Annotated in this window: 15 protein-coding genes; 6 read left to right on the top strand and 9 right to left on the bottom strand. The window is 62.5% G+C overall.

The genetic code is table 11. The annotated features are described in order from the left end of the window. Nucleotides 1-12: 12 nt before the first annotated feature. Genes AC3IR3_RS10810 through AC3IR3_RS10820 form a run of 3 tightly spaced genes read left to right on the top strand, consistent with a single transcriptional unit; the run spans nucleotide 13 to nucleotide 4,441 of the window. Nucleotides 13-1,362, top strand: a complete 1,350-nt coding sequence (locus AC3IR3_RS10810) for a D-arabinono-1,4-lactone oxidase (RefSeq protein ID WP_489191991.1) — start codon at nucleotides 13-15, stop codon at nucleotides 1,360-1,362. Then, nucleotides 1,359-2,579 (top strand): alanine racemase, encoded by a 1,221-nt coding sequence (locus AC3IR3_RS10815; RefSeq protein ID WP_489191993.1) that lies wholly within the window; start codon nucleotides 1,359-1,361, stop codon nucleotides 2,577-2,579. The genes AC3IR3_RS10810 and AC3IR3_RS10815 overlap by 4 nt, the downstream gene beginning before the upstream one ends. Further along, nucleotides 2,579-4,441 (top strand): endonuclease/exonuclease/phosphatase family protein, encoded by a 1,863-nt coding sequence (locus tag AC3IR3_RS10820; RefSeq protein ID WP_489191995.1) that lies wholly within the window; start codon nucleotides 2,579-2,581, stop codon nucleotides 4,439-4,441. Before AC3IR3_RS10815 ends, AC3IR3_RS10820 begins: the two co-directional genes overlap by 1 nt. A gap of 17 nt (nucleotides 4,442-4,458) precedes the next feature. On the opposite strand, the gene AC3IR3_RS10825 is transcribed toward AC3IR3_RS10820, so the two are convergent. The 6 genes from AC3IR3_RS10825 to AC3IR3_RS10850 all read right to left on the bottom strand — a co-directional run bounded on the left by AC3IR3_RS10825 (nucleotide 4,459) and on the right by AC3IR3_RS10850 (nucleotide 14,131). Beyond that, nucleotides 4,459-5,613, bottom strand: a complete 1,155-nt coding sequence (locus AC3IR3_RS10825) for an MFS transporter (protein WP_489191997.1) — start codon at nucleotides 5,611-5,613, stop codon at nucleotides 4,459-4,461. Between the two features lie 135 nt (nucleotides 5,614-5,748). Then, nucleotides 5,749-7,038, bottom strand: a complete 1,290-nt coding sequence (locus tag AC3IR3_RS10830; RefSeq protein ID WP_489191998.1) for an MFS transporter — start codon at nucleotides 7,036-7,038, stop codon at nucleotides 5,749-5,751. Further along, nucleotides 7,035-8,384 carry a GH1 family beta-glucosidase gene (locus AC3IR3_RS10835; RefSeq protein ID WP_489192000.1) on the bottom strand — a complete coding sequence of 450 codons (1,350 nt, stop codon included), beginning with the start codon at nucleotides 8,382-8,384 and terminating at the stop codon, nucleotides 7,035-7,037. The genes AC3IR3_RS10830 and AC3IR3_RS10835 overlap by 4 nt, the downstream gene beginning before the upstream one ends. Before the next feature lie 27 nt (nucleotides 8,385-8,411). Then, nucleotides 8,412-10,877, bottom strand: coding sequence for a TonB-dependent receptor (locus AC3IR3_RS10840; RefSeq protein WP_489192002.1), 2,466 nt, complete (start codon nucleotides 10,875-10,877; stop codon nucleotides 8,412-8,414). Between the two features lie 413 nt (nucleotides 10,878-11,290). After that, complete coding sequence (locus AC3IR3_RS10845; RefSeq protein ID WP_489192004.1) at nucleotides 11,291-12,820, bottom strand: S41 family peptidase; 1,530 nt, start codon at nucleotides 12,818-12,820, stop codon at nucleotides 11,291-11,293. Between the two features lie 120 nt (nucleotides 12,821-12,940). Continuing rightward, complete coding sequence (locus AC3IR3_RS10850; RefSeq protein WP_489192006.1) at nucleotides 12,941-14,131, bottom strand: helix-turn-helix domain-containing protein; 1,191 nt, start codon at nucleotides 14,129-14,131, stop codon at nucleotides 12,941-12,943. Between the two features lie 450 nt (nucleotides 14,132-14,581). On the opposite strand from AC3IR3_RS10850, the gene AC3IR3_RS10855 reads away from it, so the two are divergent. The 3 genes from AC3IR3_RS10855 (at nucleotide 14,582) to AC3IR3_RS10865 (ending at nucleotide 17,181) form a co-directional block, all read left to right on the top strand. After that, nucleotides 14,582-16,156: a phospholipase D-like domain-containing protein gene (locus tag AC3IR3_RS10855; RefSeq protein WP_489192008.1), complete on the top strand. Its 1,575-nt coding sequence runs from the start codon at nucleotides 14,582-14,584 to the stop codon at nucleotides 16,154-16,156. 28 nt (nucleotides 16,157-16,184) lie between these two features. Beyond that, on the top strand, nucleotides 16,185-16,613 hold the full coding sequence (locus AC3IR3_RS10860) for a DUF5329 family protein (RefSeq protein ID WP_489192010.1): 429 nt from the start codon (nucleotides 16,185-16,187) through the stop codon (nucleotides 16,611-16,613). 118 nt (nucleotides 16,614-16,731) lie between these two features. Beyond that, nucleotides 16,732-17,181: an ester cyclase gene (locus AC3IR3_RS10865; RefSeq protein WP_489192012.1), complete on the top strand. Its 450-nt coding sequence runs from the start codon at nucleotides 16,732-16,734 to the stop codon at nucleotides 17,179-17,181. 121 nt (nucleotides 17,182-17,302) lie between these two features. On the opposite strand, the gene AC3IR3_RS10870 is transcribed toward AC3IR3_RS10865, so the two are convergent. The 3 genes from AC3IR3_RS10870 to AC3IR3_RS10880 form a co-directional block, all read right to left on the bottom strand. Next, complete coding sequence (locus AC3IR3_RS10870) at nucleotides 17,303-18,937, bottom strand: multicopper oxidase family protein (RefSeq protein WP_489192014.1); 1,635 nt, start codon at nucleotides 18,935-18,937, stop codon at nucleotides 17,303-17,305. Then, entirely contained in the window at nucleotides 18,930-20,642 is a 1,713-nt protein-coding gene (locus AC3IR3_RS10875; protein ID WP_489192016.1) for a phospholipase C, read from the bottom strand. Before AC3IR3_RS10875 ends, AC3IR3_RS10870 begins: the two co-directional genes overlap by 8 nt. Before the next feature lie 768 nt (nucleotides 20,643-21,410). Then, nucleotides 21,411-22,610, bottom strand: coding sequence for a M24 family metallopeptidase (locus tag AC3IR3_RS10880; RefSeq protein WP_489192018.1), 1,200 nt, complete (start codon nucleotides 22,608-22,610; stop codon nucleotides 21,411-21,413). Nucleotides 22,611-22,654: the final 44 nt, after the last annotated feature.

The following is a 22,654-nucleotide window of genomic DNA, read 5'->3' on the forward strand; positions in this document are numbered from 1 at the left end:
CGGAAACGCGGAATGCTATCCCGTCACTTCACGCCGCCAGCACCGCGCACGGGTCTGGACGATGGTCTGCACGGTACGCAGCCGGCGTGGAAAAACTGGTCCGGCCAGCAGCACGCCCAACCTTCCGCGAAGTGGTTGCCACCGGACGAAGATGCGTTGCGTCGGCAAGTACGCGATGCCACCAACGTACGCGTCGTCGGTGCGGGCCATTCATTCACCCCATTGGTACCGACCTCCGGTGCGATCCTGTCGCTGGATCGCCTCAGCGGCTTGATCAGTCACGACGTGCAGACGCAACAAGCCCGGATGTGGGCCGGTACCCGCCTGTTCGATGCCGGCCCATTGCTGCATGGCATCGGTCAATCCATGCCGAATCTGGGCGATATCGACCGGCAAAGTCTGGCCGGCGCACTTTCCACCGCGACGCACGGCACCGGCATTACCCTGCCCTGCATCGCTGCCGGCGCTACCGCGCTGCGGCTGGTGACCGCGCAAGGCGAGATACTCGAATGCAGCCGCGATAGCGATACCGACCTGTTTCGCGCGGCCACGGTATCGCTGGGTGCGCTCGGCGTAATCACCCAGGTCACGCTGCAGAACATGCCTTCCTTTCGTCTACGCGAGCGCGTGCGGCTGTTACCGCTGGATAAGTTGCTGCCCGACATGGACGAGTGGGTCCGTCAGCATCGGCACTTCGAACTCCTGGTCTTTCCGTATAGCCGTCTGGCTATCGTCAAGACACTCGATGTCACCGAACAGCCGACCTCGGGCGAAGCGCAAGGTGCCGACTCCGACGATGCCATGCTGAGATTGAGTTGCGAACTTACCCGTTGGCTGCCTGGCGTCGGACGGCGGCTGCAACATATGATTGGCCGCTTCATTCAACCCACCGAACGCGTCGACTGGTCGCACAGGATCTTCGCCTCGTCGCGCAACGTGCGCTTCAACGAGATGGAGTATCAGGTGCCGCTGGCCACGGGGGTATCGTGCCTGGATGAGGTTTGCACGGCGGTGGGCAAGAGTAAGGTCGACGTGTTCTTTCCGATCGAATTTCGTTTCGTAGCCGCCGACGATTATTGGCTGAGCCCTTTTCAGGGCGCACAAGGCGAAGCGCGCTGCTCGATCTCGGTGCATCAGTATCACAAGCAGGATTACCGGCCCTTGTTCGCCGTGGCGGAACCGGTTCTGCGCCGCCACCGCGGTCGCCCGCACTGGGGCAAGCTGCATACCGTCGATGCCGCGGATCTGCGTTCCCTGTATCCCGACCTCGGGCGCTTTCTCCGTCTACGCGACGAACTCGACCCGCGCGGAAAGTTTCTCAATCCGCATCTGCGGCAAGTGTTCGGAATGGCAACGTCATGACCCGGGACCGCTCGCCAGCGATTCATGCCAGCCCTCACGACGACTATTTCAATGGCCTGCAAAATGCGTTGAATCAGGCGGGCATCGCCCGTCCAAGCGTGGTGATCGACCGGGCACGCATGCGTCGCAATGCTATGCGCCTGAAGGCGTTAATCGCACCGGGCACGCAACTGCGTCTGGTCGAGAAATCGTTGCCCGTGCCAGCGCTGCTGGACGAGCTGATGAAACTGACCGATACCCATTCGCTGATGGTGTTTCATGAGCCACAGTTGCGTCAGGTGGCACAGCGATTCCCAGACAGCGACGTGCTGATGGGAAAGCCGATGCCGGTGCTTGCCGCACGGCATTTCTATCAGCACCTCGGCCATAGTTCTTTCGATCCGGCACACCAGCTGCAATGGCTGATCGATACGCCAGCGCGGTTGCAGGAATATCTGGAACTCGCGCGCGGCCTTGGCACGAAGTTACGCGTGAACCTGGAGATCGATGTCGGCCTGCACCGCGGTGGCGCAAACGACCCGGCGGCCTTGCGCGTCATGCTCGAACAACTACGTGCCGCGCCGGAGCATCTCGAATTTTCCGGATTGATGGGATACGACGCGCATGTCGGAAAATTGCCGGCGCTCGTGGAAAGCCGCGATACCAGTTTCGCCAAAGCGATCGCTGCCTATCGCGCCTTCCAGGCGACGGCGCGCGCCTGCTACCCCGAACTGGCACCGGCGATGTGCTGGAACGGCGCCGGCAGTCCGACCGTTTCCCTGCATCGGCACGACTCGCCACTCAACGATGTGTCCGCGGGTTCGGCATTGCTCAAGCCGCTCGAATTCGATATCGATCTGTTGGCGGAATTCGAGCCGGCGATATTCATCACCACGCCCGTGCTCAAGGCCCAGGACGGTACGCGTCTGCCGGGGCCGGCATGGCTGTCGAAGCTGCTGTTCGGCGGACGCGCGCGGCGTGCGCGCAGCTATTTCATCTATGGTGGCGGCTGGCCAGCGCAACCGGCTTCGCCCGTGGGACTGCAGCCCAACAAACAGTTCGGACTCAGCTTCAACCAGTCTATCCTCAACGGACCGCGCGAGCATGCGCTCGCCGTGAACGACACCGTGTTCTTTCGCCCGTATCAGTCCGAAGGCAGTTTGCTGCACTACGGTCCGGTACACGTGATCGACGACGGTCGCATCGTCGATGCATGGATGCCATTCGGAGAGACCTGATGTCGTCCCCGCGCAATACCATGATCGCTACGGCGGCGGGTTCGTTCTTGTTGCTCGACAGTCTTCGCGTCTGGTTGCCTTCCTTCACCACCATCTTCGGTTCCGCCGGAACAACCTCCGATATCACTTTGGCCTTGTTCGGTCTGGTCTGGATCGCGCCCGCGGTGCTGATCGTGCCGCTCGCCACTTCACGCGTAGGGCGATGGGTAGCCCTGATTGCCGCCGTTGTCGCGGTTATCGCGCGAATCCTGTTGCAGGCTGGCGCAAGCGACGCATGGCAACTGTATGCAAGTTGCGTGGCGATATTCGCGGGGTTCGCCTGGCTGGTGGCGATCGCTTCGCGCGGCTGGGCGCCACGTGACGTGGCCATTGGCCTCTCGATCGCGTTTGTCGCTACGACGTTGATGGAACTCGCGACCCGTACCGTCGACCTGACCTGGCAACCGGCATGGTCCGGTTGGCCGATCCTGTCCGTTGACGCGGTGTTGCTGCTCGGTGGTTGCTGGGCTTGTCGTGACGTGTCCGGCAAGGGTGGCGCGGCCTTGTGGATGGCGATGATGCCGGCGCTGGTACTCGCCGGCCTGATCAGCACGACGATCGGCCGCACCTGGGCCGGCGTCTACTGGCCACCGCCGTGGTGGGGTGCCGCGCTGGTGGGTACCGGCGCGGCGGCAGGCGTGTTGGCGGCATGGCGTGGCGGCCTGATGCGCCAACCGTGGCTGACAGCGGGATGGATCATGCTTGCCACCGCACTGGCGGACCTGTCACGCGATGGCGAAGCGTTTCCGGTCTGGATCGCCCTTCCACAGGCGTTGTTGGCGCTGGCGATTCCAGCCGTGCTCGCACACGCCGCGCAAGCGCGCGAGCGTGGCGGAGTGCGACGCGGTATGGCGGCATATGCCGGACTGTTGGCAAGCCTGCTGTTATTGATCGCTTACTACGTCGCGTTCGATACGGAAGTTCCGATTTCGCGCCCCGTCTTCGTGCTGGCGATTGCCGCCGTATTGGGTGTCGCCGCGTTGGCGGGGGGCCCTGCTCGTCCGGTGGCGTTGCCACGCGGCGCATACATCGGCGTCGCTATCGCTGCCGTGCTGTGTTTCGCCACGGCGTTCGTGACGTCTCCCGCGCCGCCGCTACCGGCCGCTGCCCCGGCCCGGTTACCGCTCAGGATTCTGACTTACAACATCCGCTACGGCATTTCCAATGGCGGCCGCTTCAACCCGGATGTGCTTGCCGATGTCATTCGTGCCAACGCCCCGGACGTGGTGATGCTGCAGGAGGTCGATCGCGGCTTTCTGCTCAACGGCAGCCACGACGTGCTCGCCCTGCTGCAGCAACGACTGCACATGTACGCCTATTACAATCCTGCCAGCGAACCGCTGTTCGGCGACGCGATCCTGAGCAAATGGCCACTGAGCGATGTACAGCCTCTCGCTCTGCCTGCCTATGACGTGGCGACACGTCCGGGTGTACTCAGTGGCGTATTGCGTTTCAGCGATGGCCGCGAGCTGATTCTGGCGGTAAGCCATCTGCACGAGAAAGACACGGGTGTCGATATCCGCCAGGTCGCCGATCTCGCCCAACGGGTATCCCGGCTTTCCGATGCCGGGCGCAAACCGCTGGTGCTGGCGGGCGATTACAACCTCGATCCCGGCGACGCTCGCCTGCAACCGCTGCTGCAAGTGTTAGGGGATGGCCTGGCACCAGCGCGACCGTTGTTGACCTGGCCATCCGACAAACCCTCCAGGCAACTGGATTACCTTTTCCTGTCCAGGGGTTTGAAGCTCTCCGCTGTCACCGTCCCGCCGACCACCGCCTCCGATCATCGGCCGGTAGTCGCCACGCTCGACCTGACCCGGTAGAGGCCCCGGAAGTCTGCTTACGCGGGCCGTCTTCGCCGCGGCCCGCCAATGGCCGCAAGAACTCCCTGTACGACCAGCATGGCGATCAGCAGACAACAACCCAGTGCCCACTGCCCGGCATCGGCAATCGGCTCGAACGCGGCGATGAAGGCGGCGGCCCCGGCGTTACCCATCAGGAAAAACAGGCTGGCCGCGGTGCCCGCATGTTCCTCGCCGGCGCTCTTCGCCACGACCTGGATCAGCAATGGCAACGGTGCCAACAGGGTGGCGCCCAGCAGGATGCCGGCAAGACCCAGCACCACCGGCGAGCTGCTGGTAAATAACACCACGGTGACGCCGATCGAGCCCAGCGCGGCGATCAGCATAAGCATGCGCAAGCTCAACCAACTGGAAACGCGTTCGATCAAGGCCATGCACACAATCCCGCTGACCAGCATGCACAGTGCGACGATACCCGCCGTCTGCGGGTCGATCCCATGCCGATGCAGAATCGATTCCAGCCATGTCGAAATGGCATTGAAATAACCATTGGCCAGGAAGAAGTACGCCGTGACTACCAGGAACGCCGGTGCACGCAACATCGCCAGCATGCCGGAACGCCACGATGGTCCAGGGCCCGGCGTGGCGACAACCCCACGCGGGTCGGCTGGCACCCATAGCAAGGTCGATGCGGCCAGCGCACCCAGCACGGCCACATCGAGCCATAAAGTCCGGAATCCGATCACCGGCACCAGCACGAAGGCCAGACCAAGGCCCGCGAATATCGCCATGCTGGATATCTCGGTGGCTCGCAGGCGTTCGTCTTCGTCGAACCATACCGCGGCCAACCGGGCGACCAATGCCATGACCAACGGCTGCAGCACCGAGAACATGACCTGCCCCGCGAGCAGGAACCCGTAACTCGGCCCGAGTATGCGCAGCAACGCAGCCAAAGCCATTCCTACCGCACTGATGCGCAGCGATGTTCGCACCGGCACACGATCGAGCAATAGACCCGCCGGCAATGCCAGCGGTATAAACAGCAGGGGAAACACCAGCGACAGGTTTCCGATCGCACTGGGCGACACCCCGTACTGACTGGCGATCTCAGTGGTGATCGGCGCGAAGCGCAGCCATTCGAACTGCATCAATGCCTGTAGCGCGGCATAGATCGTGAGCGCGCGATAGCGCATGGGAATCATCTTGGCCCTGCCCCTGTCTTTGGCATCGGTTGCGGACACATATGCATCGTCGCAGATCGGTGCTCAGTCCAACACACCGCCGAAGGACGCCAAAGGGCAAATCGTGCCAAAACCTTTCGATGGCGGTCAGGGAACGTTGCGAATCCGACGTACCAGTACGCCGCCGAGCAGGGTAAACATCGCGGTGGCCAGATACAGCCCGGGATAGCCGCCCAGTCGCGTCACCAGGATCGCCGCGATAGCCGGCGCCATCACCTGCGGGGCGGAGTTGGCGATGTTGATGATGCCCAGATCCTTGCCGCGATCGGTCGCCAGCGGCAACACCTGGGTTATCAAGGCCTGGTCGACCGCGACGTAAATGCCATAGCCAAGCCCCAATACCGCCGCAGCGGCCCGCACCAGCAGCCAGGTGGGTGGTGGCATCAACATCAATGCGGCAACAGTCATCACCACGCTGGACAGGATCACATGGATCTTGCGGCGACCGCTGCGGTCGGAAAGCACGCCACCCGCAAAGGCTCCGACCAGCACGCCGGCCGTGTAGACCGTCACGACGATCAACAACCCGTCTGCCGAGGTTTTTCCCGGAAACAGTTGCTCGTAGTGCAGCCGGTCATGCAGGAAGTACAGCATGTACAGGGTGCCGATGGCATTGCCCAGATTGATCAGAAAGCGCGTTGCCCAGGCCCAGGCGAAATCCGGGTATTCACGCGGGCTGATCCAGAAACCGCGCGCGAATGCGCGCGCATCCCACACCGGACGCTCGTCGCGTCGCAACGGACTATCGCGCACCAGCCCTACGAATGGCAGCGCGCACAGCACCAGTACCACGGCGACCAGAAGATAACCTTGCGCGATATCGTGAGCCAGCAGGGTTACCAGCAATGCCCCGGCGACGACGCCCAGCGGCTGGGTCACGCCCACCCAGGCACTGCACACCGCACGCTGCGTCACCGGCACCTGGTCCGGCACTTCGGCGGACAACGCGGCAAGCATGGCATTCAGCGCGAACTGCACGACACACCACCACAGCGTAATGCCCGACAGGGTACGTTGCTGGCCCAGCACAACCAGCGCCAATGCGCCGACCAGCGCACCGCCGATATTCCACGGATGACGCCGGCCGAAGCGTGAAACAGTCCGGTCCGACCAGGCACCGAACAGCGGATTGGCAAACAACGACACCAGCGCGCCGATACCTGTCACCCAGCCCAGCGCGGACTCTTTGTGCGTCGGCGCGAGAACTTCCATCTGCTGAGCCAGCAGGATCTGAATCGGTGCGAAAAAGGCCATCCATATAGCGAGATTGGATAGCGCCATACTGACGAAGAACCGCGAGCGTACCGGTGCGACAGGTTCGGCCAGTGCACTGGAGGAATGCCCTGTTTCCATCTCGTGCGTGGCGCTTTTGTTCATCGCTGGGCTGCTATCAGGTGGCGATACCAGTCGAACGAAGCCTTGGGCGTGCGCTTCTGTGTGGCGTAGTCGACATGCACCAGTCCGAAGCGCGGCCGATAGCCTTCAGCCCATTCGAAGTTGTCGAGCAGCGACCAGACAAAATAGCCGCGCACGTCGACGCCCGCGTCCATCGCGCGTCGCAGCGCTTGCAGATGCGCCTGCAGATAGGCGATCCGACGCGGGTCGTCGATACGACCTTGCACGTCCACGATGTCGGGAAATGCCGCACCATTCTCGGTAATGAGGATCGGAGGCAACCTGGCGCCATAACGCTTGCGCAGATGCAGCAACAACTCGCCGAAGCCGTCGGCATCCACCGGCCAGCCCATTTCGGTGCGCTCCAGGTGCGCGGGCGGTTCGGCCGCCTCGATTGGCACGACACCACCCTTCGGCCCACTACGAACATACTGCGGGTTGTAAAAATTGATGCCCAGGAAATCCAGCGGTTGCGCAATGGTCGCCAGATCGTTGGCGAGCAACGCCGACCTGTCCACGCGCAGCAGGCGCAGCTCTACCGGATAGCGGCCAAACAGCAGTGGATCGGTATGCATTCGCAGATGCAGGATTTCGAGCAAATGGGCAGCCCATCGGTCCCTGATGCGGCCAGATGCCGGTCGCGTGCGCGCCATGCTCTGCGCGATACCGATCTGCGCGCTTGCCGGCAGTGCCGCACGCAGGGCTTGTACCGCCTTGCCATGCGACAGCAGCAAGTGGTGTACCACCGGGAAGATGTCCAGCCCCAGTTGCCGCCCCGGCGCATGCGTACCGATGGCATGGCCTAGCACGGTGTGTTCGAAGGTTTCGTTATGGGTGATCCAGCACGACACGCGATCGCCGAGGCGTTCGGCCACGATACGCGCGAATTCGGCGAAGCGATCGGTCGTGTCCCGGTTGAACCAGCCCCCGTCGTCTTGCAAGGCCTGTGGCAAATCCCAGTGGAACAAAGTCGGCGTCGGACTGACGCCTTTCGCCAGAAGCTCGTCGACCAGGCGCGAATAGAAGTCCAATCCCTTCGGATTTACCGCGCCACGACCGTTCGGCAGGATACGCGACCAGGCGATCGAGAAACGATAGGCGTCGACGCCGAGCGTGGCCATCAGTGCCGCGTCTTCGGGATAGCGGCGGTAGTGATCGCAGGCGGTTCCGGCCGTATCGCCGTTGGCGATGCGGCCGGATTCGCTGCAGAAGGTATCCCAGATCGAAGGACCGCGACCGTCTTCGCCTAAAGCACCTTCGATCTGATAGGCCGACGTAGAGACGCCCCACAGGAAATCCCGGGGGAAACGCAGTTCATTGACGGACATGCTTGCTTCCGCGGGGCAATAGATGGGTCAGAAATCCACGCCTACCTCCACCCCCAACGTACGCGGCGGAGTGATGTAGGCGAACGGAGTGCCAAGGATGCTCGCGCTGATATTGTTGATGCTCTGCACATAGCGCTTGTCGAATACATTATTGGCGTACAACGCGACGCTCCATGGCACACGCGACGAGGACCAGCCGATACGCAAATCGGTACGGTTCTGCGCAACGCCAAGCGTGAATGCCGGCGTGGACAGGCATTGTCCCTGGGCCGCCGAATCGCTGTTGCAGCGTTGCTTCCCGCGATAGGCCTGCTGCACGGTCAGATTCAGATCGCCGCTGGCGACATCGTGCCAGACATATTCCGCACCCGCCGCGGCCGACCACAACGGCTCACCCACCGCCTGACCGGACAGGCTGACGCCTTGCGGGTCCACGTAGTGTTGATAGGTCGCATTGGTGTAGGTCGTCGCGAGGTTGAAACGCAGGGCATGAGTGGCTTGCCAGTGCGCCTCGAGTTCGAGCCCTTTCGCGTGCTGATCGCTGGTCGTGACTTCATATAGCGGCAGCGCTCCGTTGCCATTGGAAATCAGGCTCAGCGACTGCAGGTTGGAATAGCGGTAGTAGTACACCGACGCATTGAACAGCAGTCGATAGTCCGGGAAATAGCTCTTGAGGCCGAATTCATAGTTCCAGACGCTTTCAGGCTGATACACCGCATCGACCTGTTGCGCATTGAAGCCGCCCGCTTCGTAGCCCTTCGCCACCGAACCGTACAGCATCATGTTGGGGGTCAATTTGTAGTCGAGTACCACGCGCGGACTGAAATCGTTCCAACTACGCTTGACGGCGAGGGGAGCATTGGTCGCGATGGGGCTGGCGAATTCGAGGTTCTGCTGGAAGGTCTCGATCGGAGGCACCCCCGGCATATCGAAAATCCCGAGTGCCTGCAATTGAGCCAGCGTCGCGTCAAGTTGCGTCGCGGTGCGCACCGGGTTGTACCAGCTGAAATTCTTTTCGTCGCGGGTGAAGCGCAGACCGGTGGTCAGGTTCAGGCGATCGCTCAGATGCCAGATCACGTCGCCATACAGTGCTTCAGCCGTATAGCGCCCGTGATTGATCATATTTTCCTGCCACGGGTTGTTGAGCAACAACCCCGGCTGTCCCAGCGCAGCCCCCAGAGGGCCGTACAAACCGCCCGGCGCCACGCCGGTATTGTTCAGAAGCGTATCGATACTGTCGGTCAGCAGATTGACCTGGCTATCCTGACGCGCGTTGTCGTGGTAGTAGCTCACGCCAGCCACCCAATCGAGCAGGTCGTTTTTGCCGGACAGCTTGAATTCCTGGGACCAGCTGGTGTTCTGCTCGATATTGTTGGTGTCGAGATAGAGATAGGGCTGGTTGGTACCGTCGCCGTCCTCGAGGTTGAACGTGGAAAAATGTCGATAGGCCGTGATCGAACTCAGGTCGCCGAATGGAAACGAATGATCGACAAACAGACTCACGCCATCGAATGTTCGCCTCTCGTTATTCCCTTTGACGTCGTTGTAGACCGGCGCGTCGATGGGGTTGAGATAGGTTTGCGGATCGGCTGGAAACGGCAACACACCCGGCGCCGCCGGCACCGGAACCAGGCCGATCGCCGGGCGCGCGGGCTGGTTCAGTTTTTCGTGTTCCCAGGAAACGCGGACCTTGGTATCCCCGGGCGCATTCCAGCGCAGTTGGCTGCGTATGCCCCAGTCGTCGTTCTTGTTGTAGTGCTGGCCATTGGCTGCATCGCGCAACCAGCCGTTGCTCTGGGTATCGACAAAACTGAAACGGGCCGCGAGGTCGGGCGCGATCGGCGCATTCAGCACACCGTCGACATAACGCGTGCCGTAGTTACCCAACCGCACTTTCGCTTTACCTTCCCAGTCGTCTTCGGGTTCGTTCGTCACCACGGAAATGGCGCCGCCTGCACTGTTGCGGCCAAACAACGTACCTTGCGGTCCCTTCAGCACTTCGACGCGTTGAATATCGTTGAAGGTGAGTAGCGCACCCCCCGTTTTCCCGGTGTACACCCCGTCTTCGTAGATGCCGATGGGCGAGTCGGTACCGATGCCGAAATCGGTGACCGTGATGCCGCGCAACGAATAAACGGGCTGGGTCGGCTGCGAACCATCGACGAACAGACCGGGAATGTAACCGTTCATTTTGGACAGGTCGGTCGCGGCCAGCGCATCGATCTGCTTCTGGGTGACGATCTGCACCGGAATCGGTACAGCCTGCACTTCCTGCGTGCGGCTTTGCGACGTTACCGTGATATTGCCCAGGGCCACCGCATCTTTTTCCTCGGCGGACGCCGGTGCGGATTTCGTGACCCTGGCCTGTTTGGGTGCGTCGGCAGCCGGTTGATCCAGCGCCATGGCGCTGGCGCAAAAACATAACGACAGCACAGCGCCGTTACCCAGGACGCTGCGCAGACACACGGCTAGCTTTCGTTGGCGAATAGACATCAAGACATCCCCTCGGCGATCTCGTAGCGGCCCAGACAGCGGGTTGTCCTGGCGAGATCCACGCCATCGTCCCCGCATGAATTCGTTTCCGGCGAAAGCGATATGGCACCGCCCCCTCCCCTATCGGCACGAGTTCTTACCGCTTTTCGCCGTGCTGCACGAACAGCGCTGAATTGTCATGCCCCCGCTATCTATGGTGATTCACCATGGGTAGGTGTCCGTGAGGACGGTTCGGGCCGATTCAACGGCTGGCTTCCCCCTATGGTCCGGAACGCCTGGCCTCGCCTGCAGCTCCATGCAAGGCCACGCCTTGCGTTACATCATGAGCGTTTCGCTCGATGCGCTACGGGGACAATTACGGTCAATTGGGATTGCACGGAGCGGGCATCCTTGCCTGCCCCGCACGATTCGACTTATTCCGGCGCCCGCAGAACCGCGGCACGTTGGGCAACACGCAGCACCGCATTCAACCGTCCGTTGTCGAACTCGGCATCGGATACCGCGGGATCGCCGGGATACACCTCAAGCGCGATATCCGGCGGCAAACCGGTCACTTCGTAACCGACGCCATGCGGATCGCGCAGGACGGCATTGGATGTGGACAGTATCCAGCCGTTGGGCAGACCTTTCATGAAATCGCCGGTCAACGCGCCCTGCGTGGCTTGTCCGATCTGAACCGTTCGGGGCAGCACCCGCATGCCGAGCGCGAGCCACTCGCCGGCGCTGACCGTCTCTTCGCTGGTCAGAACGAAAACTGGCTTGAGATAGCGACCCTGCCCTTCGGGCGAAACCTGGAATGACTGCGGGGCCACTCTATAAGCCCCGGGTATCCGCACCGTAAAGGCAAGCCGGCGGCGATCGGCGAAGCGCCCCGCAACGTCCAGTCCGATCTGACCATATCCACCGGAGTTGTTGCTGATATCCAGCACCAGTGCTTTCGTGCCTTTCAGATCGTTAAGTGCCTTGTCCAGTGTCAGACGCATAAGCTCCAGGTCTCGGCCGAAACCGGAGTCGGCCTCGTATCCCTCCATGCTCTCGATCGACAGATAGCCGACGTTGCCGTCGAGAACACCCCACATCACGGCATCGTCTTTCAGGGCCATATGACGGGTTGCCGGATTCAACGTGGCAAATACCCGCTGCTGCTGATCCTTGCGCCAGTTGAGGAACCAGTCGGAAAACAGAGGTGCGTTCTCCCGACGCGCCCGCGCCATCAATCGGTAACCGGTCGGCTTGGCTTCGGAGCCGAGAATAAAGCTCTCGTCGCCCACCGAGCCGATGATGGCCGTGTGCGCATCTTCGAAACCGGCCAGAAGGTCGGTCAGTACACCCTTGAGTTCGGCGTCGTTGCGAGCCGCCGCGGCGCGCGGCCGCAAGAGCGCCTTTCGCTTCGCCCAGTCGACCTGGCGTTCGCTACCGAACGGATAGAAATCGACCAGCGTCAAGGCGATCGCATCGAACGTGTAGAGCGAAGTGCTGCGATCCGTGGCGCGTGTGCATACCGATGGCACGGACCCCAGTTTTTCCGCGTGGAGCTGGTCGGTCCCGCCGGGATACAGGTCGGCGGCGAAGGCGGTATCGACGGGACGACGCGATTGCGCGTAGTAAGGAACGGTCTTTCCATCGCCCAGCAAGACCAGCAGCGCGGGGTCCTGCCAGCACAAGCCGCCTGCATAGCTGTAGGCGACCATATGCTCCCGATCGATATCGAGTATGTAACCCGAGCCGGGCACGTTCCACGCTCCCCGGATGTCGACCGCATTGACTTGATTCACCATTGACGGACGAAAAGCGCTTGCGGGAAACGCGGGCAAGCCACTGGCCGCCCATGCCGAAGCGGTAGCTAGCGACAAGCCACCGATCACGAGTGCCGTCATCGTGCGACGGCGGGAGGTACTGGAGCCTGCGCGCGTAGTCAGGACGCGATATAGAACCGTCATCATCACTTGTTTCCTCTGGGGTGTGTGGTGGGGATAAAACGAGCTGCTTTGGCTATCCGCAGACGTGCGCGTACCTCCACCGGAGTGGCATTCGTTCACTGGACGAATGGTTCGAGACTGCCGCTAGGCTTCGTTTTGGTACGGCTCTGGCGCCGATGCGCGCTGGCGATAGATGCTGGGTGTTTGTCCGATTATCTTTTTGAACGCCGCGTTGAACGTCGAACGCGACTGGAAACCGACGTCTTCGCTGATGGTCAGGACGCTGCGTTCGCCATCGGTCAGTTGGGCGCAGGCATCCTCGATTCGCCAACGATTGATGTAGTCGAAAAAACTGCAGCCGAGATGGATGTTCAAGGTCTGCGATATGTAGTTCTGCGGTACGCCGGTTCGATCGCTCAGACTCCGCAGGGTCAGCGAAGCATCGCGATACAGCCTTGCGTCATGCATGGCTTGCTGCAACTTGGCCGCGATCCGCACCAGGTCCACACCGGTCAGGGCCGAGCGCGCGTATTTGGGCGGCGCCGGTACGGAGGCCTCCTGCGCGCTTGCGCGATCCCCTTCGTCGGCGAAGATCGGCGGCTGTGCCAGGGCAAGAAAGGTCAGCGGATAGACCCAGAGCGCTTCGATCAGATTGGCGGCCGTGTCGCCGATGAGGTGGTAACCCAGCAACGGTTCGGAAAACGTATCGACCACGCTGGCCGCCAGCGCGACGCAAAGCAGCAGCAGGACCCAACGCAGCCAGGAGAGTGTTTTGTCCTCGATGTTGGAGAAGAAACCCTCCACCACGCGCATGTGCCGGCGCAGTCGCAGGAAACTCGCCAGCAGGTATGCCGCCGCATACAGCGGATAAGCCAGTATCGCCAGTTGCAGCGGCACGCGCATCGATGCCGCGCTGGAAGCGATATGCAGGTAGCCGACGTCGAGCACCGCCGTTTGTTGTGCCGCTTCCATGGCCAGGTACGGCACCGTGCAGAGCGACGCCGCCAGCGGCCCGACGGCCAGCCATCGAAGATGGCGCGACTCCGGCGACCTAGCCGCCGATGTCAGTGTGTGTGTGTATAAATAGAGTAGCGGCGGCAACGCATACATCCATGGCAGATAGATGCCGACCACCCAGGTCTGCTCCCGCAGGATGCCGAGCAACTGCAGAATATCCACCAGCTCGCAACCGGCGGTTCCCAACAGGAACGCCGCCAGGAGGACCGCCGCCGACCGCGGCGAGCGTGGAATCGCCACCAGCCAGACCGCCACGAAAAGCAGATGAGCCCCGAGGACTGCCTGCAGCACTACGTTGATCTGTGCATCCGTGCTCACCGGGATAATCCTTCTCGCGTTAAACCCCGGACACTAACGTGACCCTCGCGACACCGTAAGCGCCGAAATGCATGGGGGTGTAGCCAACGGAGTACTCGAAGCATCGTGATGGTGCCGGCGGTAAGCATGGGGATAGGGCGTTATCGCCAGGTCGCGCGCTTGGGGGGAAGCCCGACCGGCTGTTGCCGCACCGGTATTGGATGCGATGGAGGCGCCGTTGTCGTCCGGGCCAACACTCCCGTACATGCGCGGGGACCGGACCTCTCACTATTCTTCCGTCTGGCGTCGCTTCGTATTCACACCCCCTGGCCCAAGCTGCCTGCGGTGCCCGGCCGTGAATCCAGCCGTCGGCCCCCGCCTGTCCGGCAGCTTCGATAACAAAGGGATACCCCGGGCGGAGCGGTTCGTCTGGATTCCCCTGCGAGTGGTCGATCCGGCCCGGTCATATTCATGTTGCGACGTGCCCATGCTCTGATGGTTCTGGCGATGATCGGGCTCGTGCTCGGCGCCTGCTCGGCCCCGCGCAGCGATGCCGCCAAGCCGCCGTCGAAGGCCATGTCGCCCGCCACCGGCACGCCGACCGGGCTCTACGTCCATGCCCAGGTGGACCAGCACCAGGACCAGTCCGGCTTCCGGCTGCTTACCCTCAGCACCAATGCGCTGATGAGCCGCATCGTGCTGGCCGACCACGCGCAGCATTCGATCGACCTGCAGTACTACATCTTCGACAATGACGCGACGGGCCGGCTGGTTGCGCAGCGTCTCCTGAAGGCCGCGGATCGGGGCGTGCGCGTGCGCCTGCTTCTGGACGACATCAACGTACGCAACGAGATCGATATGCTGGATGCGCTCGACGCGCATCCGAATATCGAGGTCAGACTGTTCAATCCGTTTTCCACACACGACCCGTCTTTCGTGTCCCGGGCCGTGCAATTCATGCTCGATGCACACCGGCTCAACCGCCGCATGCACAATAAGTCGTACATCGTGGACGGCAATGTGGCGGTCGTGGGTGGCCGCAATATCGGCAACGACTATTTCGACGCCGGCGACAGCACCAACTTCCGCGACCTGGACCTGATCGCCATCGGTCCGGTGGTGAAGGAAGCGTCGCATGCCTTCGACGACTACTGGAACTGCGACGCCGCCTATCCGGTCACGGCGTTTCAGGGCAAGCGTTCCAGTCTTTACGATCTGGCGAAACTGCGCGCCGATCTTGCGCGCGACGCGCGAGCCTTCGCGCAATCGGACTACGCGCAGGCGACGCTGGACGAGCTGCCGAATGGGCCCTCCGCGGACCGCCCCGGCTCCTGGTTCTGGGGGGATGCCACCCTCGTCGCCGATCAGCCGGAGAAGATCGCCACCGACCACGATGAACCGGCGCTGCGGATCGGCCCGCGGATCAGAGCCATGACCGATAGCGCGCGACAGGAAGTATTGCTGATGTCGCCTTATTTCATTCCCGGCGATAGCGGCACGCAATATCTGGGCGGACTGGTCGCGCATGGCGTGACCGTCAAGGTGCTGACCAATTCGCTGGCCTCCACCGACGAGCCAGCCGTGCATTCGGGCTACGCACACTATCGCCGCGCCCTGCTCGAAAGCGGTTTACAACTCTACGAACTCAGGCCCGCGGCGGGCGCGGCCCAGCCAGCAACCGCCAGGGGAACGTCCTCCGGCGTCAGCCTGCACGCCAAGGCTATCGTGGTGGATCGGCAGTGGGTATTCATCGGCTCGATGAATATGGACGAACGCTCGAAACTTCTGAACACGGAGATGGGCATCATCGTCGACTGTCCCCCGCTTGCCGAAGCGGTGACCCATTTCTTCGATACCGCCATCCTCCCTGCGAATGCTTACCACGTGGTCCTTGACGGCAGGGATTCGCGTCATCGCGGCACGATGCGTTGGCAGGCCAGCAATGGCGACAAACCGTTGCGTTACAGCCATGATCCCGATGCTACCGCGCAACGCCGCCTGGAGGTAACGCTGCTCAGGATGTTGCCGCTCGATGGAATGCTCTGATCCGCCCGGCCGACAGGAAGACAACCTCATGCTTCTTGCAACACAGCGCATAGCCGGCGACCGCCGGTACCGGCGTCGACTCGTACGACGCATCGTGGCGGCATGGCTATTGTGTTTTGTGTGGCTGACCCCGGCGTTCGGCCAGAACGCCGTCGAACAGCAGAAGATCGACTATCTCATTGCCTCCGTGGCGTCACTGAAAGGCGCGACCTTTATTCGCAACGGCACGTCCTACGATGCGGAGAAAGCCGCGGCGCATATGCGGCTGAAACTGCGCTTCGCGGGTAGCCGCGTGAAGACCGCCGAAGACTTCATCGTCTATTGCGCCACCAGCTCGTCGGAGTCCGGAATCAAATACACCATCCGGTTTCCCGATGGACAAGTCGTCGATTCGGCAACATTCCTGCGCGGCAAGCTCGCCGAATACCGGCCCGATCCATCCGCCGAAAAGCCCTGATGCCCCATGGCGATCGAAGCGCAAGAAACGGAGGGTGATAGACGATCGGCATCGATATTGTTCGTGCATGGAGAAGCACACGGCCTCTCTTCCCTGCCGACAATTCAAGGAATGCATCATGTCCAAAGAAGACGATAACAAGACCATCGTAGGCCGCTGGTTTACCGAGTTCTGGGGAGACACCTACAACCCCGCCGTCGTGGACGATCTCGCCGCGCCGGATATGCTTCTGCAGTATTCGCTGCATGAGCCACGTCGCGGTCACGACGACATTAAGGCATTCATGGCCGACTTCCGCGAAGCGTTTCCGGACCTGTCTTTTGCCGGTGCCGCCGACCTTATCGCCGAAGGCGACTATGTCGTGGGACGTTGGGTGGGCGGCGGTACGCACCGTGGTCCGGCGTTCGGCGATTTCCTGATCGGTTCGCTCCCTGCCGCCACGGGCCGGACGATGCGCTTCACGGGCACGACGGTACTTCGTCTGGAAAACGGCAGGATCGTCGAAGAGATCGGGCTGGATGACGGCGTGAAGGCGCTGCAGCAGCTTGAGCTCATTCGCGCCGTTTGATCGAGGGGAAAGGAAGGCCGGGATGTTCCGGCCTTTCGCTTCGCAGGTATCGCGCGCAGGCGCGTTCCCACAGAGAACAAGATCAAAGAGCACGCGACCTGCTGCGCGCGACACCGCCAGCTTACCCCGCAACAACCTCGAACGGCCGCATCATCTCGTTCGCCTCATGCTCAGCCAGATGGCAATGCCAGGCATAACGTCCGGCATAGCCATCGAATGTCGCAACAATACGCGTGACCATCCCGGGATACGCCTGCACCACGTCCTTCCAGCCACGCTCGTGTGCCGGCGGTGCCTGCGCGGGACCGACATAGCGGAGGGTCTTCGATTGCATGTATTCGTCGACGTCGTACGGGCGCCGATCAAGAATCTGAAAACGCACGAGGTGCAGGTGGATCGGGTGGGTGTCCTCGGTGAGATTGACGAGGTTCCACATTTCGGTACTGCCGAGCACCGGTTTTTCCGTGACCGGCTCGTGCCAGCGTTTGCCGTTCAGCAGCATCAACATTGGCGTGGCGACACAGTCGCTGTATTCGTCCAGTGTCAACTCCCGCGTTTTCGTCGCGCTCGTTTCCGTTACCCGCGGAAGGTCGCGCAAAACGTCCGGCACGCGACTATCGTCGTTCGCGTTGCCCTGCCCTACCTGAAAGCGCATCAACGGCAGCGCGTCGTTCATCAGCTCCACCGCGCCGCCGCGCAACGCGGCGAAGTCGATCACGATATCGGCGCGCTCGCCCGGTGCAAGGAAGATCGCCTTCATCGTCGCAGGTGCGGCAAGCAGGCCCTGGTCCGATCCGATGACCTGAAAGGGTCGCCCATCTTTGAGACGCAGGTGATAGAAGCGTCCGTTCGCCGCATTCAGCACACGCAGGCGATAGCGACGCGGTTGCACGTCGGCGCGCGGCAGAATGACGCCGTTAATCAGCGTGAGGTTGCCGAAAACTTCGGGTATCCATGGTGCCTTCGCGTCGCCGGAGTCGGGATAGTAGAGACGGCCGTCCGTATGCAACAGGCGGTCGGCGAGGACCAGCGGAATCTCCTGCTCGCCCGAAGGCAGACCGAGCGACAGCTCGTGTTCGTCGCGTAACAGATACATTCCCATCAGCCCGGCGTACATGTTCAGGCGGTTAATGCCCATCGCGTGATCGTGGTACCAGAGCGTCGCCGCGTCCTGCGCATTAGGGTAATGGTGTTTGCGCGACTTGCCGGGGACATACCAGTCTTCCGGATAACCGTCGTCCGCACGCGGTACCTTGGCGCCGTGCAGGTGGACGATCGCCCGCACTTCCGGTTTGTCGGCCTCGGCACCGCAGATGGCGTGGTCGACCGGCAGGAAATGCTTCGCTGGCAGCGCGTTCTCCCAGACCACGTCGAATGCCTGACCCGTGCGCGCCTCGATCGTCGGGCCGGGATAGTGGCCCCCGTAGGTCCACAACGTCGTCGTCGGCAGGTCGCGATGCAGTTTCTGCGATGACTCCGCCATACGCACGTGCAACGGTTTGCCAGTTTCCGGATGTAGCGTCGGCGGTATCGGCAATGCATCGACGAAGGGCGCGAGTTTGCCCGGATCGACCAGTCCCGGCATGCGGGTGGTATCGCCCATCGGATGCATGCACAGGTCGTTACCCACCTGTCCCGGCGGGGCCGCGTGCATACCGTGCATGTCGTGAGCGAACAGCCGCGACGGGAGCCAACCCGCCGCGGTCGTCCACGCCGCCGCTTTCAGGAAGCGGCGGCGATCGATGGCATCAACCATGCCCGCCGTTCTCGAACGGCCAGTACGGCCAGCCCGCGTGGTTCTTCGGCTGACCGGTGGATTCGTCGAGGATCAGCTTGCGATCGAACAAACGCGGTATCGAAAAGTCGAACATGCTGTCGAGACGGCCCGCCTGCGCGTCGGTGGAGCCGCCGCCGATGCGCTGGCCGTTGAGCCAGTTGTCCTCGATGAAGCGCGTGATCGAGCTCTGGTCGGTCAGCGTGTGATCGACCGCGTTCTCGCGCGCCCACGGCGAGATCACCAGCAGCGGCAGACGCGGACCGAAGCCGCAGCGACCTTGCGCCGGCGTCGTGCCGTCCAGACCCGGCAGCGTCGCGCGTCCCTTGCACAACCCGGCTCCGTCGAGGGCGTCGGTCGTGCCGCTGGAAGCGTTCGTGCGCGGCGATGCCTGGTGGTCGTACCAGCCGTCGGAGTCGTCGTAAGCAATGACCACGGCGGTATCGCGCCACTTGCCACTCTGCTGCAAGGCGTTGATGACGTGGACGACGAAGGTCTGTTCGTCCAGTGGATCGGAATAACCGGCGTGTCCGTCCTGGTAAGCCGGCGCCTTGAGGAAGCTGACGGTCGGGAGATTGCCCGCTTCGAGGGTGTCGTAAAAATCTTCGATGTCGTACTGGTGATTGGCAGCGTCGCCGCTCTTGCCGATCGTGGCGACGGAGCTGGGCCGGGCATGCGTCGGGTTTGCCGTCGTCGGGTAGTACTGGAACGGCTGGTGATGCGGGCTATAGTCGTTCGAGGTCACGTTGGTGACCTTCGACAGCGTGCGGCGCGTACAACCCGTGCTGCCGTCGGCATTGCTCCGGGTCAGGTCGAAACCGCCCTGAAAGAAGCCCCAGGTGATGTCTTTCTCGTTGAGCAGGTCGCCGATATTGCGGCCGCCCATCGTCACCTGGTTGGCGGTCGGCGAAGCGCAGACATCGCCGATCGGATCGGGATCGCCGATCATCGTCAGACCGCCGTTGCCGTCGTCCGTCTCGGCACCGGTGCCGTTGAGCGTGTCGGCGACACCGGCCGTCTGACCGGCGATCAGGCTGAGCGCACCGGGCGTCGATGGACCGAACACCGTGCCGTAACTATTGTCGTTGAGCGCGTAATTCTGCGCATAGTTCCAGAAAGCCGTGACGGTATTGCCGTCGTAATAGCCCATGACCTGGCCCTTGCCTTCCTCGGACGGGTCGCCGCCGGGCAGTACTTCGCCGCGGCCGGTGTACTGCGGGAAGAGATCCATCTTGCCGCCGTTGAAGGCCCGCTGTTCGGAGGTATAGCCATGGTCCTGATCGGCCGTGGCGGCCTGCGCGCGGGCAAGGCGGAAGGGATTGATCGCGGCGGTGCCGTTGCCCGGATTGGCGGCGTTCGGATTGTGGCTGAGCAGGTTCTGGGTCAGTCCGTTGACTTGCGGCGTGAACGGCTTCGCATAGAAAGCCGGCTCGCCCTTCCCGTTCGCGGCGAAGGGATAGGTACCGAAGTAGTGATCGAAGGAGACGTTCTCCTGGAAGATCACGACCAGATGCTTGATCGGGGTAGCGGAACGCGGGTTGTTGCCGCGACCGCCGTGACCCCAGCCGGAATTCTGACCGTTGCCGCGCGCATCGGCGGAGACATCCACCTGCTGCTGCGCTGCGACGATCGAGGCGGCGGATAGGGTAAGCACGCAGGCAATGCCTGCGGCCAGTAACTTACGCATGACGAAGCTCCTCGGAATATATTTCGGCCGAATTGCACAGAGCCGCATCCCCTGTCATGCGGTGTCGTCAGCGTAGGTAGCTGTTGTGACAGGTGTGTAACAGACGCTCGGTTTTTTTGTGGTTCCTCTCGCACTATGGAGACGAACTCGCGCTTATGGTCGCTCTTTGGCGGGTGTCTCGTGTTGCTCGTGACTTGGCTGCCTCACGCTCGTGCGTTTGGGAGGCCGCGACCGGGTTGGCCCTTGGGGCCTTCGGCGCCGTCCCTGCGGGAGCGGGCCGTAGCCCCCACTTCGCTTCCGTAGTCAGTCATCGCGGCCCTCGGCTAAGGCGGCCCCAAGGACCAACCCGGCCACGGCACCGTCGGTTGCGGTTTGTTGTGGGGAGAGCGCAAGCCGAGCAGGTGATGGGACCGGACCAGATACGGTCACCACCGGTCATGCGTCACGCGCGGCTTTCCCTCCACGTCACCGCAACATCCGGAAGAGCCGTCGGCCACCGCCCTCGACGCGACTTGCGGAACCGAGCGCGGCGGGCGGACAAGGCCCGAAGGGGGCGGACCCGGACGGTCCGCCGTTTTCGCTGAGGCAGGAGCCGAATCGAAAACCCCCGCCCGCCGCGCGGGCGCGACGGGGCGCAGCCATTAAGACACTAGCCGCGCAGCGGCTCTCTTTTCCCGAGCGACGGTGGAGCCGGAGCGTCGAGGGCGGTGGCCGACGGCTCTTCCCGCAACGTCCGAGCGCAAAAGCGATGGCGAAGCCGAGCCCCGGTCAGGAAAACGGCTTGTCGATCGATACGGAACGTTCCGTAAACCATTCGGCGCCGGTAGCCGTCACGAAGAAATGATCCTCCAGTCGAACACCGAACTCGCCGGGTACGACGATCATCGGCTCGTTGGAGAAACACATGCCCGGCTGCATTTCCGTGCGGTCGCCGCGGACGAGATACGGCGCCTCGTGCACCGATAGTCCGATGCCATGACCGGTCCGGTGGGGTACGCCGGGTAGCTGGTAGCCGGGACCCAATCCGGCACGCTCCACGACGGCGCGCGCGGCCTGGTCGGCACGTTCGCAGGGTTCGCCGGGACGTGCCGCATCGAACGCCGCCTGCTGCGCTTCTTTTTCGAGGTTCCACATGTCCCGTTGCAACCGGGTCGGCTCGCCGAACACGTAGCTTCGCGTGATATCGGAGTTGTAGCCCTGCACCGCGCATCCCGTGTCGATCAGCACCATATCGCCTTCCGCGAGCACGTCGTCCGACGGCAAGCCGTGCGGGAAGGCGGTCGACGGGCCGAACAGGACAATGCAGAACGTACTGCCTTCGCTGCCGATCGCGCGATGGGCTTCGTCGATGTAACGTCGTACCGTGCTGGCAGCGATACCTTTGTGCAGGATACCTTGCGCACGACGCTGTACTTCCAGGGTGATCTGCTTGGCCTGACGCATCAAGGCAAGTTCGGCGCCGGACTTGAGCATGCGACAACCGTCGACGATCGATGCAGCGTTAACGAAGCCAACCGATCGCGTCGCGTGTTTCAGCGCATCGACCATGGCGTATGGCAACGCCGGATCGATGGCGAGTTTCCGGCTGCCGTTCTCGCGCAATACGCCGGCAACCAGGTCGTAAGGGCTTTCATGCTCTTGCCAGAGACGCACATCGACATCGATTTCCACGACGGCGTCCAGCGATCCCGCTTCGAAGGCCGGGCAGATCAGTACGGGGTCGCCTTCCAGCGTCAGCACCATGCCCAACAGGCGTTCGATCATGCCCCACGATATGCCCGTGAAATAGCGCAGGCTCTGGCCGGCACCGATCAACAGGCTGTCGACGCCGGCCTGAACCATGAGCTGACGGGCGCGAGCCAGTCGTTGCATCCGCTCGTCGACGGCGATGGCGGGCGCGGGGTGGGTCCACCTGGGAATATCGAGGAGTGCTTCCCGAAGGAAAGTGTTGTCGATCGAGCGGGTCATGGTCGTCATCCAGAGTCTGTCGCGGGTTCGCGGTGAGGCGATCC

Source organism: Luteibacter sp. GL_149 (assembly GCF_057834065.1).

Bases quoted from the DNA above. Each gene is read 5' to 3' on its own strand.
- AC3IR3_RS10840 (WP_489192002.1), bottom strand. From the start codon at position 10,877: ATGTCTATTCGCCAACGAAAGCTAGCCGTGTGTCTGCGCAGCGTCCTG.
- AC3IR3_RS10865 (WP_489192012.1), top strand. From the start codon at position 16,732: ATGTCCAAAGAAGACGATAACAAGACCATCGTAGGCCGCTGGTTTACC.
- AC3IR3_RS10880 (WP_489192018.1), bottom strand. From the start codon at position 22,610: ATGACCCGCTCGATCGACAACACTTTCCTTCGGGAAGCACTCCTCGAT.
- AC3IR3_RS10825 (WP_489191997.1), bottom strand. From the start codon at position 5,613: ATGCGCTATCGCGCGCTCACGATCTATGCCGCGCTACAGGCATTGATG.
- AC3IR3_RS10830 (WP_489191998.1), bottom strand. From the start codon at position 7,038: ATGAACAAAAGCGCCACGCACGAGATGGAAACAGGGCATTCCTCCAGT.
- AC3IR3_RS10870 (WP_489192014.1), bottom strand. From the start codon at position 18,937: ATGGTTGATGCCATCGATCGCCGCCGCTTCCTGAAAGCGGCGGCGTGG.
- AC3IR3_RS10810 (WP_489191991.1), top strand. From the start codon at position 13: ATGCTATCCCGTCACTTCACGCCGCCAGCACCGCGCACGGGTCTGGAC.
- AC3IR3_RS10815 (WP_489191993.1), top strand. From the start codon at position 1,359: ATGACCCGGGACCGCTCGCCAGCGATTCATGCCAGCCCTCACGACGAC.
- AC3IR3_RS10820 (WP_489191995.1), top strand. From the start codon at position 2,579: ATGTCGTCCCCGCGCAATACCATGATCGCTACGGCGGCGGGTTCGTTC.
- AC3IR3_RS10835 (WP_489192000.1), bottom strand. From the start codon at position 8,384: ATGTCCGTCAATGAACTGCGTTTCCCCCGGGATTTCCTGTGGGGCGTC.
- AC3IR3_RS10855 (WP_489192008.1), top strand. From the start codon at position 14,582: ATGTTGCGACGTGCCCATGCTCTGATGGTTCTGGCGATGATCGGGCTC.
- AC3IR3_RS10875 (WP_489192016.1), bottom strand. From the start codon at position 20,642: ATGCGTAAGTTACTGGCCGCAGGCATTGCCTGCGTGCTTACCCTATCC.
- AC3IR3_RS10845 (WP_489192004.1), bottom strand. From the start codon at position 12,820: ATGATGACGGTTCTATATCGCGTCCTGACTACGCGCGCAGGCTCCAGT.
- AC3IR3_RS10860 (WP_489192010.1), top strand. From the start codon at position 16,185: ATGCTTCTTGCAACACAGCGCATAGCCGGCGACCGCCGGTACCGGCGT.